This window comes from Leifsonia sp. LS1, from assembly GCF_020521355.1.
Lineage (GTDB): Bacteria > Actinomycetota > Actinomycetes > Actinomycetales > Microbacteriaceae > Leifsonia.
On the sequence record NZ_BPER01000001.1, the window covers coordinates 369,837 to 385,266 of the forward strand.

At 71.0% G+C, this 15,430-nt stretch carries 9 protein-coding genes; 6 read left to right on the plus strand and 3 right to left on the minus strand.

Going from position 1 to position 15,430, the window contains the following annotated elements:
* Positions 1–108 precede the first annotated feature (108 nt).
* The gene (locus LLS1_RS01880) at positions 109–1,374 is read right to left on the minus strand and encodes a TetR/AcrR family transcriptional regulator (RefSeq protein WP_226653345.1); all 1,266 of its coding nucleotides are present in this window, start codon (positions 1,372–1,374) and stop codon (positions 109–111) included.
* Positions 1,375–1,496: 122 nt separating this feature from the next.
* Here LLS1_RS01880 and LLS1_RS01885 point away from each other — a divergent pair, with 122 nt between their 5' ends.
* From LLS1_RS01885 to LLS1_RS01900, 4 genes are all read left to right on the plus strand, one after another.
* Entirely contained in the window at positions 1,497–2,801 is a 1,305-nt protein-coding gene (locus LLS1_RS01885) for an MFS transporter (RefSeq protein WP_223358448.1), read from the plus strand.
* The gene (locus LLS1_RS01890) at positions 2,798–4,576 is read left to right on the plus strand and encodes a glycoside hydrolase family 3 protein (RefSeq protein ID WP_226653346.1); all 1,779 of its coding nucleotides are present in this window, start codon (positions 2,798–2,800) and stop codon (positions 4,574–4,576) included. The genes LLS1_RS01885 and LLS1_RS01890 overlap by 4 nt, the downstream gene beginning before the upstream one ends.
* A 108-nt stretch (positions 4,577–4,684) precedes the next feature.
* A complete protein-coding gene (locus LLS1_RS01895) occupies positions 4,685–5,047 on the plus strand; it encodes a hypothetical protein (protein ID WP_226653347.1) in 363 nt (120 codons plus the stop codon).
* A gap of 63 nt (positions 5,048–5,110) precedes the next feature.
* Positions 5,111–6,067: an ROK family protein gene (locus LLS1_RS01900; protein WP_226653348.1), complete on the plus strand. Its 957-nt coding sequence runs from the start codon at positions 5,111–5,113 to the stop codon at positions 6,065–6,067.
* A 99-nt stretch (positions 6,068–6,166) separates the two neighbouring features.
* Here the strand turns inward: LLS1_RS01900 and LLS1_RS01905 are convergent, their stop codons facing one another.
* On the minus strand, positions 6,167–7,213 hold the full coding sequence (locus LLS1_RS01905) for a LacI family DNA-binding transcriptional regulator (RefSeq protein WP_226653349.1): 1,047 nt from the start codon (positions 7,211–7,213) through the stop codon (positions 6,167–6,169).
* A gap of 167 nt (positions 7,214–7,380) precedes the next feature.
* Here LLS1_RS01905 and LLS1_RS01910 point away from each other — a divergent pair, with 167 nt between their 5' ends.
* Complete coding sequence (locus LLS1_RS01910; RefSeq protein WP_226653350.1) at positions 7,381–13,158, plus strand: GH92 family glycosyl hydrolase; 5,778 nt, start codon at positions 7,381–7,383, stop codon at positions 13,156–13,158.
* Positions 13,155–13,562 (plus strand): hypothetical protein, encoded by a 408-nt coding sequence (locus LLS1_RS01915; RefSeq protein ID WP_226653351.1) that lies wholly within the window; start codon positions 13,155–13,157, stop codon positions 13,560–13,562. Before LLS1_RS01910 ends, LLS1_RS01915 begins: the two co-directional genes overlap by 4 nt.
* A gap of 96 nt (positions 13,563–13,658) precedes the next feature.
* Here the strand turns inward: LLS1_RS01915 and LLS1_RS01920 are convergent, their stop codons facing one another.
* Complete coding sequence (locus LLS1_RS01920; protein ID WP_226653352.1) at positions 13,659–15,362, minus strand: cytochrome c biogenesis protein DipZ; 1,704 nt, start codon at positions 15,360–15,362, stop codon at positions 13,659–13,661.
* Between the last annotated feature and the right edge of the window lie 68 nt (positions 15,363–15,430).

Here is a 15,430-nt window from a genome sequence, read left to right on the forward strand (position 1 = left end):
GAATTCGATCTCCGGTGGACGGTAGGCGGCCGATACGGCCCTGTGAACGGGGTTGACGTGCAGCCCGCGCCGGTCCGCGTCCGCGCCCTCCCGGCAGCGCGGGGCCGGCTATGCGGGGAGCACGTCCGCCAGGTGGGCGCGCAGCTGGCCCGGCACGTCGACGCTCTCCGGGTCGTACAGCCACTCGTACTGCAAGCCGTCCCACAGGGCGAGCAGCCAGCACGCCTCGTGCTCGGGGTCGCGGTGGGCGGGGAGGTCGCCCGCGGCCGCGGCGTCCTGGAACATCCGGGTGAACCCGTCGAGCGCGCGCGTGAACCGCTGCTCGAAGTAGCCGTGCGCCGCGTGGCCCAGCGGGGTCGCTTCGGACGAGATGACCGCGTAGAGCTCGATGAGGCCCGGCTGCTCGGTCTCGTTGCGTGCCGCACCGTCGGCCAAGCCGCGGAGGGTGTCCGCCGCCGAGAGCGCGGGAGCGGTCTCCACGGCACCGTCGATGCGCCGGTCGCGCTCGCGGAGCACCTCGTGCAGCAGGGCGTCCTTGGCGGGGAAGTGGTGGTAGATCGCCGACTTGGAGACGCCGACCCGCTGCGCGATGTCGAGCAGGCTGGTGTCGCCGTACCCTTCGCGGGCGAAGAGGGCGGTGGCGTCGGCCACGATCTTCGCACGACGCTGACGGCCGGCTCGGTAGCCCGGCGCGACGGGAGAGGCGTCCTCCGTCACCAGTGGGGGGAGAGGGCGCGCGGGTGGCGAGGCGCCGTCCCCGCGCTCATCCCCGGGATCGCGTCGCCCCGGCGGGTCGGCCAGGAGGCGCTCGTGCGCGGCGATCCGGGAGGCGCTGTCGACACGCTCCGGCACGTACTGCTCCACGAGGTGGAGGCCCGCCCAGGCCGCCGTCAGACGGGTCGCCTCGTCGGCAGGATCGCGTCCCTCGCCCAGTGCGCCCGACGCCGACGCGCGCTCGAGCACGGCCCGTCGCTCCGCGCGGACGCGGACGACGCGCTCCCGCATCACGGCGTGCAGCGGGTGGGATGTCGCGGACGCCTCGCCGGTCAGCGCGGCGAAGAAGCGCACCGCGTCCGGTGCGGCGGACGGGGCACTCGCCTGTGCGGCGAACGGCAGGCCGTCGTCGGTCGCGGCACCCGTCGCCCCGTGGCACAGTCCGTCGTCGATCCGTCTGGCCACCTCGGCGAGCAGCTCCTCCCGCCCCGAGAAGTGCTTGAGCAGTGCGGGGTGCGAGATGCCGGCACGCGCTGCGATCTCGCGCAGGGACACGGCGCGGAAGCCCTGCTCGGCGAACAGTGCGGTCGCGGCTTCGACGATCGCCTGTCTGGTCGCCGCGGCGCGCGCGAACCGGCTCCCATCGATCACAGACGTCACACGCACCTCCGGAGCCCATCGTAGCCGCGTTACCGATCGGTCGGATTTCAGTTACCACGCGGTCGTTTTGTGGGATATGCTGACCCGCATCGTCAAGGCGGACGACTCGAAAGGACTCGACAATGACAGAGATGTCACCCGCGGCGGCTGCCGCGTACACGGGTACGACAGGGATCAAGGCACCCGGAACGACCCCCTCCCGCACCCCTCGGGGCTACACCCCGGGCCTCGCCGTGGTGAACTTCGGCGTCCTGCTCGCGCTGCTCACTCCCGTGCTCGTCTCGATGGCGTTCAAGGTCGAGCACCTGAGCGCGTCCACGGAGGAGGCCACCGCACAGCTCGGCCTCATCCTGGGGGTCGGCGCGCTGTTCGCGCTCATCGCGAACCCGCTCGCCGGTCGTCTCTCCGACCGCACGACCTCCCGGTTCGGGATGCGTCGCCCGTGGATCCTCGGCGGTGCCGTCGTGGGGGTCGGCGCCTTCGTCCTGGTCGGTTCCGCCACCTCCATCTGGGTCGTCCTGATCGGCTGGTGCCTGGCCCAGGCGTCGCTGAACGCCGTGCTCGCCGCGGCCAACGCGACGCTGCCGGATCAGGTGCCCGCGGCCAGCCGCGGCAGGGTCTCCGGGATCGTCGGCATCACCACTCCGCTCGCCATCCTCGCCGGCAGCTTCATCATCAACTTCATCTCCGACGACCTGCTGCGGTTCCTCGTCCCCGCCCTGCTCGCGCTCCTCGTGGCGGTGTTCTTCGTCGCGGTGCTGAAGGACCGACGGCTGACGGAGAAGCCGCGACAGCGTTTCACCATCGGGCAGTTCTTCGGGTCGTTCGTCTTCAACCCGGTCAAGCACCCCGACTTCGGCTGGACCTGGCTGACCAAGTTCTTCGTGATGTTCGGCTACGCCGGCATCGCCACCTTCCTGCCCTTCTACCTCACGCAGAAGTTCCAGCTCGACGAGCAGGCGGCGATCTCCACCATCCTCCTCGCCAACCTGGCTTCGACCGTCGCGATGGTCATCTCCAGCCCGATCGGCGGCTACCTCTCCGACAAGCTCGGCAAGCGCCGGCCGTTCGTCGCCATCGCCGGGCTGATCATGGTCGTCGGCCTGGTGATCCTGGCCTTCGCGCCCAGTGTCGCCGTCGTGGTCGTGGCGCAGGCGGTCATCGGCCTCGGGGCGGGCTCCTTCTTCTCCGTCGACCTCGCGCTCGCCACCCAGGTGCTGCCCAACGCAGACGACACGGCGAAGGATCTCGGGGTGCTCAACATCGCCAACGCGCTCCCGCAGTCGATCGCCCCGGCCATCGCGCCGTCCATCATCGCGCTGGGATCGGCGACCGCCATCGGCGGGTACTCGGTGTGGTACCTCTTCGGCGCCGTCGTCGCCCTGCTCGGCGCCGTGCTCGTCTACCGGATCAAAGGAGTGAAATGACCGCCACCGACACCGACACCGTCACCGCCCGCCCCTGGCTCGACCCCGAGCTGCCGGTCGCGGAGCGCGTCGAGCTGCTGCTGAGCGAGATGACCCTCGAGGAGAAGGCCGGACTGTTCTTCCACACGATGATCGGGATGGGCGAGCTCACCGAGCCGAACCCGGTGTTCTCGACCCCGTCGGCGGTCGACTTCGTGGAACGCCGCCGGATGTCGCACTTCAACCTCATCGGGGGCGATTCCACCGCCCGCGAGATCGCGGAGTGGCACAACGCTCTCCAGCGGCTCGCCGCCTCCACCCGTCTCGGCATCCCGGTGACCCTCTCGACCGACCCTCGGCACTCCTTCACCGACAACCCCGGCACCGCGATGCTCGCCGGGCCGTTCTCGCAGTGGCCAGAGCCCCTCGGTCTCGCGGCCATCCGCGACGAGGGCGTCGTCGAGCGGTTCGCCGACATCGCACGGCAGGAGTACACGGCCGTGGGGCTGCGTGTGGCGTTGCACCCGCAGGTCGACCTCGCGACGGAGCCGCGCTGGTCGCGGCAGGTCGCGACCTTCGGCGAGGACGCGGAGCTGACCTCGCGGCTCGGTGCCGCCTACGTCCGCGGCTTCCAGGGTGCCTCGTTCGGGCCCGGATCCGTCTCCACCATGACCAAGCACTTCCCCGGCGGCGGTCCGCAGAAGGACGGCGAAGACCCGCACTTCGCCCACGGCCGCGAGCAGGTCTACCCCGGCGGCGCCTTCGAGCTGCACCTCGCGCCGTTCGAGGCGCTCATCGAGGCGGGCACCCGCCAGATGATGCCCTACTACGGCATGCCGGTCGGCACCGAGTACGAGGAGGTCGGCTTCGGCTTCAATACGTCCGTCATCACCGGCCTGCTGCGCGAGCGCCTCGGGTTCGACGGTCTTGTGTGCACCGACTGGGGCCTCCTGACCGATGCCGAGATCTTCGGCCAGCCGTTCCCGGCCCGTGCGTGGGGCGTGGAGCACCTGAGCCCGCGCGAGCGGATGAAGAAGGTCCTGGACGCCGGGGCCGACCAGTTCGGCGGCGAGGCCTGCCCCGAGCTGCTCATCGAGCTGGTGGAGAGCGGCGACGTGCCCGAGCGCCGCCTCGACGAGTCGGCGCGGCGCATCCTCCGCGAGAAGTTCGAGCTCGGCCTCTTCGAGGATGCGCTCGTCGACCTCGAGGCCGCCGATGCGATCGTGGGCAGCGACGCGTTCGTCGCGGCAGGGGAATGGGCGCAGCGTGCCTCCATCACCCTGCTCACCAACGGCGCCGCCGGCGCGCCCCTGCTTCCTCTCCGGGACGCCCCGCGGCTGTACGTCGAGGGCATCGACCCCGAGCGCGCCGCCGCCTATGGTGAGGTCGTCGCGACCCCGCAGGAGGCTGATGCCATCGTCGTCCGCCTCCAGGCCCCGTACGAGGAGCGCCCCACGGTCTTCGAGGGCCTCTTCCACTCGGGCTCCCTCGAGTTCCCCGCGGAGGTCGTCGACCGCATCCGCGACCTCGCCGCCCACGCGCCCGTGATCGTCGACGTCTTCGCCGACCGTCCCGCGATCCTCGAACCCCTCGTCGGGACCGCCGCGGCCGTGACGGTCAACTGGGGCGCGAGTGCCGACGCCCTCCTCGACGTGGTCACCGGCCGATTCGCCCCGCAGGGCAGCCTGCCGTTCGACCTCCCCCGCTCGATGGCCGCGGTCGAGTCCGCCCGCCCCGACGTCCCGTTCGACACCGCCGACCCGCTGTTCCGGTTCGGGCACGGGCTGCGCTACTGAGTCCGGCGGCGGCCGCGGGGCGAACCGCGGCCGCCGCCTCCCCCAATCCCTCTCGCGGCGGACGCGGAGGCGCCGGCCCCCGCCATACCGTCGAGTCGGAGGTGGAGGATGAAGCTGTTCCTGCTCATCGGGGGAGCCGCGGCGCTGGTGCTGAGCTTCCTGCTCGGGATGGGGCAGCTCGCCGTGGCACAGCACAACTCCTGCGTCACCCTCAGAGAGGTCCCCATCGGCGCCTTCGCTCCCGAGAAGGGTGGCGTGCTCAGAGAGGCGCACCTCGCGCTCTGGCCGATCGGCGAAGCGTGTTCGTGGGTCCGTGCTGACCCCGACGGACAGGTGCGAGAAGGGATCGTCCGCTCCCATGTCGGCGACTACGCCACCTCCCTCGTGACCTACGGTCTTGCTGCGTGCGGAGTGCTCGGGCTGGTGGCAGGGGCGGCGCGTCGCCGGATTCCGACCACCACCGGCCTATGAGTATGATTTATCGATGCGACAGCGCTGTCATGAGCGCGCAGGCCGCAGTTCGAGGAGGTGGACGTGCCCACGCGCAACGCGCAGCACCTGGTGGTCGACATCGGCGGAAGCCATGTGACGGCCGCCGCAGTGCGCATCGACGCGACTGCGGGGCCGCATCCTGCCGCCGCCCTCGTCTCCCGCGTCGAGCGCGGCGTCGATCCGCATGAGTCCAGCGACCCCGTGCTCGATGCCTGGGCGGCGGCCTGTCGCGACGCGGCCGTCCGGGCAGGCGTCGATCCGGGCGCGTGCGAGTGGGGGCTCGCCATGCCTGGTCCGTTCGACTACGAGCGCGGCATCGCCCACTACGCCGGGGTGGGCAAGTTCGACCACCTCGCCGGTGTCGACATCCGGTCGGGGCTCGCCGCGCGGCTCGGCGCCGAGGCGCGCCGCATCCACTTCGTCCACGACGCGGCGGCGTACGGCATCGGCGAGTGGCGGTTCGGGGCCGGCGCGGGAACGGCCCGTCGCTTCGTCTGCATCACTCTCGGCACCGGCGTCGGCTCCGCCTTCGTTGACGACGGGCGGCTCGTGTTCGATCGCCCGGACGTCCCGCCCGGCGGTGAAGCTCACCGCCTCACCTTCGCCGGGCGTCCGCTCGAAGACACGGTGTCCACGCGCGCCCTCCTCGCGCGGTACGGCGGCGCTTCCCTCACCGTCAAAGACCTGGCCACCCGCGCCCGTGCGGGCGACCACCGTGCGCAGCTCGCCTTCGACACGGCGATGGCGGCCCTCGCGCACACGATCGCCCCGTGGCTCGCCTCCTTCGGCACGACGGACGTGGTCCTCGGAGGTGCGATCTCCCGCTCGTGGGACGTGCTCGAGCGGGGCTTCCGCGCGGGTCTCGCGCAGACGGGCACCGACGGCGACCTCCGCATCGTCCCCTCCGGCCTCCTGGCCGACGCCCCCCTCTTCGGTGCCGCCCACCTCCTGGAGCAGCTGGCGGCCGGCCCCTGCCTCACCGCCCCGTCCCTCGCGTAGCAACCGTCCGCCGCGCGACACAGGGGTCGCATCCTGCCGCTTCGGCTCCGCCATTCCGGCGATTCGCGGCCCCTCGGTTGTCGCGCCGACGGCGCGGGTCTAGGTGCCCGGCGGCCGCTCGCCCGACCCACGCTGCACCAGGCGGGTCGGGAGCACGACGCGGGAGGGGCCCTCGTGGCGGCGCTCCATCGCGCCGAAGGCGAGACGGGCGGCGGTGCGGCCCATCTCGACGGGGTCGTGGGCGATGACGGTGACGCCGAGCACGTCGGCGAGCTCGAAGTCGTCGAAGCCGACGAGGGCGGGCCAGGCGTCGAGCTCGATCATCGCCCGCACGGCGCCGATGGTGATGCGGTTGTTGCTGGTGAAGAGGGCGGTGGGGCGGTCGGCCCCGGTGAGGAGGCCGCGCACCTCGGCGAGGGCGGCGCCGACATCGTGCGCGTCGTGGCGCACCCAGCGGTCGGGGTCGAGCGAGGCGGCGCGCATGGCGTCCTGGAAGCCGGCGAGGCGCTCGCGGTGGGTCTCGAGGCGGGAGAGGTCGCCGACGAAGCCGATGGCGGTGTGGCCGGCGGCGACGAGGTGCCCGACGGCGTCGGCGGCGCCGCGGCGGTTGTCGAGCAGCACGGAGTCCGCATCGATGCCGACGCCCGGGCGGTCGACGAAGACGACCGGGATGCCGCGCGACTGCACGCCCGCGAGATCGCTGTGGTCGGAGATGGTCGAGACGAGGATCAGCGCGCGCACCTGGCGGTCGACGAACTCTCCGATCAGTCCGCGCTCGCGGCTGGGCTCCTCGTCGGAGCTCGCGACGGTCAGCTGCATCCCGTGCGAGCGCAGCTCCTGCTCGACGCCCTTCGCGACGGCCGAGTAGAACGGGTTGGCGAGATCGCCGGTGATGAGCCCGACGAGGTTGGAGGTCAGGCCGCGCGCCAGGAGGCTGGCCGCCCGGTTGAGCTGGAACCCGAGCTGGTGGGCTGCGTCGAGCACACGCTCCCGGGTGGCCTCGGCCACCCGGGGCTCGCCGTTGACGGCGCGGGAGGCTGTCTTGAGGCTGACGCCGGCACGCTCCGCCACCTGGGCCAGCGTCGGAGGGGTGTGCGGCCGGGCCGGGACGGATGCCGGCTGCGCGCCGGAAGGGTCCGTGGCCATGGGGGTCGCCTTCCTCGTCCGGCTGGATGCGCCGCCCGGGCGGGTCGCACGGAAACTCGTGCTTGACGGCGGTGACAGCGTAGGACAAAATCTACCAGTGACAGCGCTGTCACATGCGGGGTCACCAGAGTTCGTTCCCTTTCTCACCAGCCAGGAGTCCAGCCAGAATGCTCCGCATTTCGCCCACGCGGCCGCCCATGCAATGGCGCCGCGCCGCCCACGCCTCCCGAATCGCCGCTGCCTCGGCCGCCCTCGCCCTCGTCGCCACCGGTGCCGGCCTCGCCGCGCTCCCGGCGACAGCGGCTCCGACGACGTTCCTCTCGTCGTTCGAGACCGCCGACCCACAGCCGCTCGCGAGCACGCCGTTTGGCACGCAGACCAACGTGACCGGCAAGATCCCCCCGGGCAGCCTTTCCGCCTACATCACCGGTGTCACTGCTTCGGCGGAGAACGGGACGGGGGAGGCCGCCGTCAAGCTGACCGACAACAACTCCAGCACCAAATGGCTCGCCAAGGCGGCGACCGGCTGGGTGACCTACACGTTCGCCAAGCCGACGCTCGTCACCGGCTACGCGCTCACCTCGGGCAACGACAGCCCCGGACGAGATCCGAAGGACTTCACGATCGAGGGCTCGAACGACGGCAGCACCTGGAGCCCGGTGGACTCCCAGACCGGTCAGACCTTCCGGGACCGCCAGACGACGAACACCTACGCGCTCGCCGCGCCGGTGACCTTCTCCCAGTACCGGCTCACGATCACGCTCAACAGCGGCGACCCCTACCTGCAGCTGGCTGACTGGGACCTCCGCGACGGCACCCCCGGTGCGACCCCGATGGTCTCGGTCGTCGGCAGCGGCCCGACCAACGGCTACAACGCGAAGGCGGGCGCCGGGTTCAGCGGCACGCACGCTCTGCGCTATGCCGGCAAGCACCAGGCCGACGGGCCGGCCGCAGCGACGAACCTGCTCTATGACGGCGTCGGCGCCACCATCGGCTCGAAGACGGAGCTCTCCTACCTGGTCCTGCCCGACAGGGGCACCGACCTCGCAGTGCCGTCGTCGTGGGTCGCGATCGACCTCGTACTGGACGACGGGACGACGCTCTCGAGCAAGCAGAACCTCACCGACGCCAACGGCTTCGGCGTCACCGCACGCGCCCACGGCGAGCAGAAGTCGCTGTTCGAGAACGAGTGGAACAACATCCAGATCGACCTCTCCAGCCTCGCCGGCCGCACGGTGGACAAGATCCTCCTGAGCTACGACTACCCGACCGGCTCCGCGGGCACGGTCTTCTCCGGCTGGGTCGACGACGTGCGCATCGGCGACGCGGCCACGGCGCCCGACTCCTCCAGCAAGGTGAAGCTCGTCGACACCCGTCGCGGCACCCTCTCGAGCTCGTCGTTCTCACGCGGCACGAACATCCCGGCGACCGCCTGGCCGAACGGCTTCAATTTCTTCACGCCGTTCACCAACGGCGGCAGCCAGGGCACGCTGTACGAGTACCAGCGCGCCAACAACTCGGACAACCTCCCGACGCTGCAGGCCATCGGCATCTCGCACGAGCCGAGCATCTGGATGGGCGACCGTGACCAGCTCGGGATCATGCCGTCCACCTCCAGCACCCCGAGCGGCGACCTCACCACCCGTCAGCTGGCGTTCAGCCACAGCGACGAGATCGCGCGCCCGGACCTCTACAGCGTCAAGTTCCAGAACAACCTCGTCACCGAGGTCACGCCGACCGATCACGGCGGCATCTTCCGCTTCCAGTTCCCCGGCACGACCGGCAGCGTGATCGTCGACCGCGTCGGCGGGAGCTCCTCGCTCACTGTCGCCGCCGACGGCACCGTCTCCGGCTGGACCGACGGCGGCAGCGGCAGCGGCGTAAGCCGGATGTTCATCTCGGGGGCGTTCGACACGGCCCCGAGCGCGGTGGGCAACGCCTCGGGGAGCCGCACCGGTGCCCGTTACGCCGCCTTCTCCACCACGGCGGGCCAGACCGTGCAACTGCGACTCGCGACCTCCTTCATCTCTGCCGCGCAGGCGAAGAAGAACCTCGACCTGGAGGTCACCGGCAAGAGCTTCGAGGACGTGAACACGGCGGCGGCGGATGCCTGGAACGACCGCCTCGGCGTCATCGACGTGGAGGGTGCGACCGCCAACCAGCAGACCACCCTGTACTCGAACCTGTACCGGATGAACCTCTACCCCAACTCGCAGTTCGAGAACACGGGCACGGCGTCCGCGCCGGTCTACAAGCACGCCAGCCCGGTCGCCCCGCAGACGGGCAGTCCCACCGACACCGCCACCAACGCGAAGGTCGTCGACGGCAAGATCTACGTCAACAACGGCTTCTGGGACACCTACCGCACGGTGTGGCCGCTCTACTCGCTGCTGTACCCGAAGCTGACCGACGAACTGGTCGACGGCTTCGTGCAGCAGTACCGCGAGGGAGGCTGGGTCTCCCGGTGGTCGTCGCCGGGCTACTCGGACATCATGACCGGCACCAGCTCCGACGTCGCCTTCGCCGACGCGTACGTCAACGGCTCGGTCGACACGGCCACGGCACTCGACGCCTACGACGCCGCCCTCAAGAACGCGACCGTGCTCGCGCCGTCGAACAATGTCGGCCGCAAGTCGCTCGACACCTCGATCTTCCTCGGCTACACGCCCGACTCGCAGGGCGAGAGCGTCTCGTGGGGGCTCGAGGGCTACATCAACGACCACGGCATCGGTCAGATGGCGGCGAAACTCGCGGAGGATCCGGCGACGCCGGACGCCCGGCGCGAGCAGCTGAAGGAGGAGTCCACGTACTTCCTCGACCGTGCCACCAACTACGTCCAGATGTTCGACCCGGCGACCGGCTTCTTCCGCCCGAAGACCGCCTCCGGCGCTGTCTCCGGCGACGCGAGCTTCGACCCGAAGACCTGGTGGGGGCCGTACACGGAGACCAACGCCTGGAACTTCGCGTTTCACGCGCCGTTCGACGTCGACGGGCTCGCCTCGCTCTACGGCGGCTCGCAGGGTCTCGTCGACAAGCTCGACCAGTTCTTCGCGACGCCGGAGGACGGCGGCGGCGGGAGCATCCACGAGATGGTGGAGGCGCGAGCGGTGCGCATGGGCCAGCTCGGGATGAGCAACCAGCCCTCGCACCACATCCCGTACCTCTACGCCGCGGCCGGCGCGCCCGCCAAGACGCAGGCCGCCGTGCGTGAGATCGAGAAACGGCTCTACGTGGGCAGCGAGATCGGCCAGGGCTACCTCGGCGACGAGGACAACGGCGAGATGTCGTCGTGGTACGTCTTCTCGGCGCTCGGCTTCTACCCGCTGCAGCTCGGCAGCGGCGACTACACGATCGGCTCGCCGCTCTTCACGAAGGCCACCGTGCACCTGCAGGGCGGCAAGGAACTGGTGATCAACGCGCCGAACAACAGCGACGCGAACGTCTACGTCGCCTCGGCGAAGCTGAACGGGCAAGCGCTCGACACGGCCGCGCTCCCGCACGACATCCTGAGCAAGGGGGGCACGGTCGACTTCACCATGAGCGCCACGCCGACCTCGTGGGGCGCGCACACCAGCTCGAAGCCCGTCCCCACACCTGCGACCGATGCCACCAAGGCCGGCTACGGCACGATGGCGGCCTCGGACGGCAGCGGCATCGCCGCCCTGACCGACGACAACTCGCGCAGCGTCGCCACGTTCGCGACGGCGACGCCCGCCATCTCGTGGACGTCGACGAGTGGTGCGGTCGCGGTGAACAGCTATACGCTGACCTCCCCGGCGACCGGCGCGGTCCCGACCGCCTGGCACCTGGAGGGATCGGCGGACGGCACGAGTTGGTTGCCGCTGGACCGCCGGACCGAACAGACGTTCACCTGGGCGACGCAGACGCGGCCGTTCGAGCTCGCGCAGCCGGGATCGTTCACGCACTACCGCCTGACGATCGACGCGACGACCACCGGAGCCCCGGCTTCGCTGGCCGAGTTCGAACTGCTCGCCACGCCGGGCACGGTCGGCGACCTCGCCGTCACTCCCGCTGAGGGCGTGACGGCGGCGGTGGGCGCATCCGTGGGGACGACGCTCGCGACGGTCTCGGGCGGTGTCGCGACCTCCGCGGACGGCCTGACGGTCACGGCCGACTTCCACGACGGCGCCGGCCCGCAGCCGGCGAGCGTCTCGAAGACGCCGCTCGGCACCTGGGCGGTGACCGCGCCGCACACCTTCGACGCGGTCGGCGAGTACACGGTGACCGTCACCGCGGGTGACGGCACCTCGCAGGCGAGCGCAGACGTGCCCGTCTCGATCAGCCGCGACGCCACACTCGTGGGCGCGTTCGACAGCACGTGCATCGGCGACGCCGGCGTGGGTGCGAACTGCGACGCGAAGGCCTGGGCCTTCAACCGCGCGCTGCTCGCCAACACCGGCTTCGTGCAGGGGACGACGGTGGCGGTGCCCGGCACCTCCCTCACGTTCGACCTGCCCGCCGTGGCCGCCGGCCAGCCGGACAACGCCACGGGCAACGGTCAGACCATCGCGGTCGACCCGGGTCAGGGAGCCACGAAGCTGTCCGTCATCGGCACTGCGACGCAGACGGCGCAGCACGTGACCGCGACGATCACCTTCACCGACGGCAGCACCGCCCCGCTGGCGATCGACTACGGCGACTGGGTGGGGGCGGCGAACAACCCGATCAACGGCGGCATCGTGGTCGGCACGTCAGCCGGACGCCTGAGCGGGTCGAGCGCCGCGGACGGTCAGACGGCGGCGATCTTCTCGACCGCGCCGTACGCCATCCCGGCGGGCAAGACCGTGAAGACGATCACCCTTCCGGTGCAGACCGGCGACCCGGGGTCGGCGGGCCGCATCCACGTGTTCGCCTTCGCCTCCGACGGCGTGCGCACGCCCGTCCCGGCGCTCACCGCGACGGGCTCCGCCGTGGACGCGCAGAAGACGGGCGTCGAGTTCACCGCGCCGCTCGCGACAGCGACAGGAGGCGCGCCCGGCGCGACCGGCGCCTACACGGCGCGCGTGAACTGGGGCGACGGCAGCCCGGTGGGCGACGCGACGGTGACCACCGGGGCCGACCCGGCGACCGTGTCCGGCACGCACACCTACGCGACGGCCGGGGACTACACGATCTCCGTCACGGTGGACGACGGGCTGAAGAGCGCCGCCGTCACGACCACGGTCCACGTCGACCAGGCGTACCTGCCGAAGCTCGACACGGTCGCGGGGACGTTCGCACCCGGCGCCGATGTCACGATCACGGGTCACGGTTTCGCCGCGGGCGAGCCCGTCACCGTCACCCTCGGCACCACGCCGGCCACCCCGGTGGCGACAACGGCCGACAGCTCCGGGGCGATCAGCACCACTGTCCACGTTCCGGACGGCACCGCCGACGCCACCTACTCGGTGACGGCGCGCGGCGACACCTCGCAGACCGACGCGACCGCGTCCATCGTGGTGAAGGCGCCGGTCGCCCCGGGAGCCGACGCGACGCTGAGCCTCTCCGCCGCGGCGGGAGAGCGCGGCGCGACGGTAGTCGCCTACGGCGATCACTTCCCGGCGGGCGAGACAGTCACCTTCACCCTCCACTCCGACCCGATCGCGCTCGGCACGGCGACCGTGAACGCCCAGGGCGTCTTCACCGCGCCCCTGGTCGTGCCGGCCGGCGCCGCGAGCGGAGCGCACGAGATCGAGGCGACGGCGGGCGGGGTGAGCGTGCGTGTCGCGTTCACCGTGCTCGACGCCCCGGCGGTCGACAACGGTACGGCGCCCGCGCAGGGCGGCCGCTGGGCCGGACTGGCCGACACCGGTTCGGATGCGCACGGCGCGCAGACGGCCGCGACGGTCGGCGCCTGGCTGGTCCTCGTCGGCGCACTGCTCGCCGCCGGCGGGTACATCGTGAGCCGCCGCATCCGCCGCACCCGAGAGGGCTCGGCCGAGTGAGGGAGGCGACGATCCCCTCCGGCGCGGTGACGGCGGTCGGGCTGCTGGAGCATCCCGCCGGTGCCGACGAGGCCGAGACCGTGGCCATGGTGGGGGAGCGCCCGTACGCGTGGGTGCTCCCCGCCCTGCCGGCCGAGGTCGAGCGGGTCGTCGTCGCCCTCGAGCGTCGCCAACGCGAGCGGAGCCGGGGGAGCCTGTGGCGTCGGGCCGCCGCCCTCCGTCTCCGCCCGCTCGACCGCGAGATGGCCGCCGTGCGCGAGCTCCGCGAGCTTGCCACGGAGGTGCTCGATCGCCGCGGCGGCAACCGCTACGGCGCGGTCGTGCCGGTGTCGGAGGTGGTGCTGCTGCAGACGGACCGGGAGGCGTGGGCGCACCTGCTCGCGCTGGGAGGGCTCGCGCGATAGGCGCCGCTCACTCAGCAGGCCTCAGAGGGGTCGCGAACTGCCGGAATGGCGTCGGCCAAGCGGCAGGATGCGACCCCTCTCTGACCTTCTTTCGGCTTATCCGAACGTGAACGAGTACGCGGTCACCCCGCTCGGCACCGTCACGGTCAGCGTTCCGCTCCCGGTGTCCTTCGCCGACAGCAGCTGCCGCGCGTTCGGCACCCCGGAGACGTGGACCGTCTGCTTCTTGCCGTCGCGCTCGACCATCACATCGCCGGTGCCGGAGAGCACCATCTGCACGACCTTCGCCGTGTAGGAGAGGCGGATGGTCGCGGGGCCGGCGGACGGGGTGATGGACTGCGTTCCGACGTTCCAGCCGCCCTCGAGGGCGAAGGTGTTCGCGTTCTGCTTCGCCGGCAGGCTGAACGTCTGCGTGCCGCTCGTGTACTTCTCGGGGCCGTCGTAGTTGCGCACCTTCGTGTAGCCGAGGTACGACTCCGGCGTGATGTCCGCGACCTGGGGCGTCGAGTCGGCGACTTCGGTCGGGGCGGGTAGGTTCACGGACGGGTTCGCCTGTTTCAGGAGGTCGCGGATGAACGACTCCGTCTGGGCGTAGTTGCCCTCGCCGAACTGCACGTTGCGCACCGTCCCGCTCGCGTCGATCAGGTAGTGGGCCGGCCAGTACCGGTTGCGGTAGTTGGTCCAGGTGGAGAGGTTGTTGTCGATCGCGACGGGGTAAGTGATCCCGAACCCCTTGGCGGCCGACTCGACGTTGCCCGGCACCTTCTCGAACGCGTATTCGGGGGAGTGCACGCCGATGATCTGCAGGCCCGCCGCCTTGTACGCCTTCTCCCAGGCGACGACGTGCGGGATGGAGCGCTCGCAGTTGATGCAGGAGTAGGCCCAGAAGTCGATCAGGACGACCTTGCCCTTCTCCTGGTCCAGCGCGATCGGTTTGTTCCCCGGAGTGTTGAACCACTGCTGGATGCCCGTGATGTCGGGAGCGGTGCCGCACGACTCCAGCTTCGTCGCATTGTTCGTGCATTTGGAGAGGTCCTTGTTCTGGTCGTTGACCAGCCCGCCGAGGTTGAGCGCCTCGCTCACCTGATCGGACGATGAGAACTGGTCCTGCAGCGCTGACGTGTAGTCCGGGATGAGCCGCTGCAGAGCCTGCGGGACGTTGAAGAGCAGCCCCACCGCGAGCGCCACCATCAGCACGCCCCCGGTGATGCGGATGCCCTTCTGGTGCTTGCGGAACCCCTTGACCCGCTCCGAGACGCGCCGGCCGGCGAGGGCGAAGATCAGCAGCGGGATGGCCGCCCCGACCGCGAACGCCAGGGTCAGGACGATCGTCTCGACGCCGATCCTGCCCGTCGATCCGGCGACCGTGATCGCCGCGAGCACCGGTCCTGCGCACGGCACGTACACCGCGCCGAGCGCGATCCCGAGCACGAAGCCGCCGCGGTCGGTGCCCACAGTGCGCTGGGGGATCCAGGAGAACGGCTTCTCCAGGATCTCCTCGAACTTCGGCACGATCAGGCCGATGCCGATCAGCACCAGCACGACGATCCCGGCGTACCGGAGCACGTCCTGCGGCAGGTGCAGCAGCGCGAGCAGCAGGGAGCCGACGAGCGTGAACACGCTGAACGAGACCACCAGACCCAGGATCACCTGGTACGGCCGCCACCGGGAGGCGCCGGTCGCGCGGTCGCTCTGCGCGCCGCCGGAGAAGAAGATCACCGGCAGCACGGGGAGGATGCAGGGGGAGATCCCCGTGATGAGGCCGCCGAGGAATCCGATCAGCGCGAGTGTCAGGTACATGCCCTGCGTTCGGCGACGGCATCCGGATCGGATTGGTCGGACGACGTTCCAATCCGATCGGGAGCGAG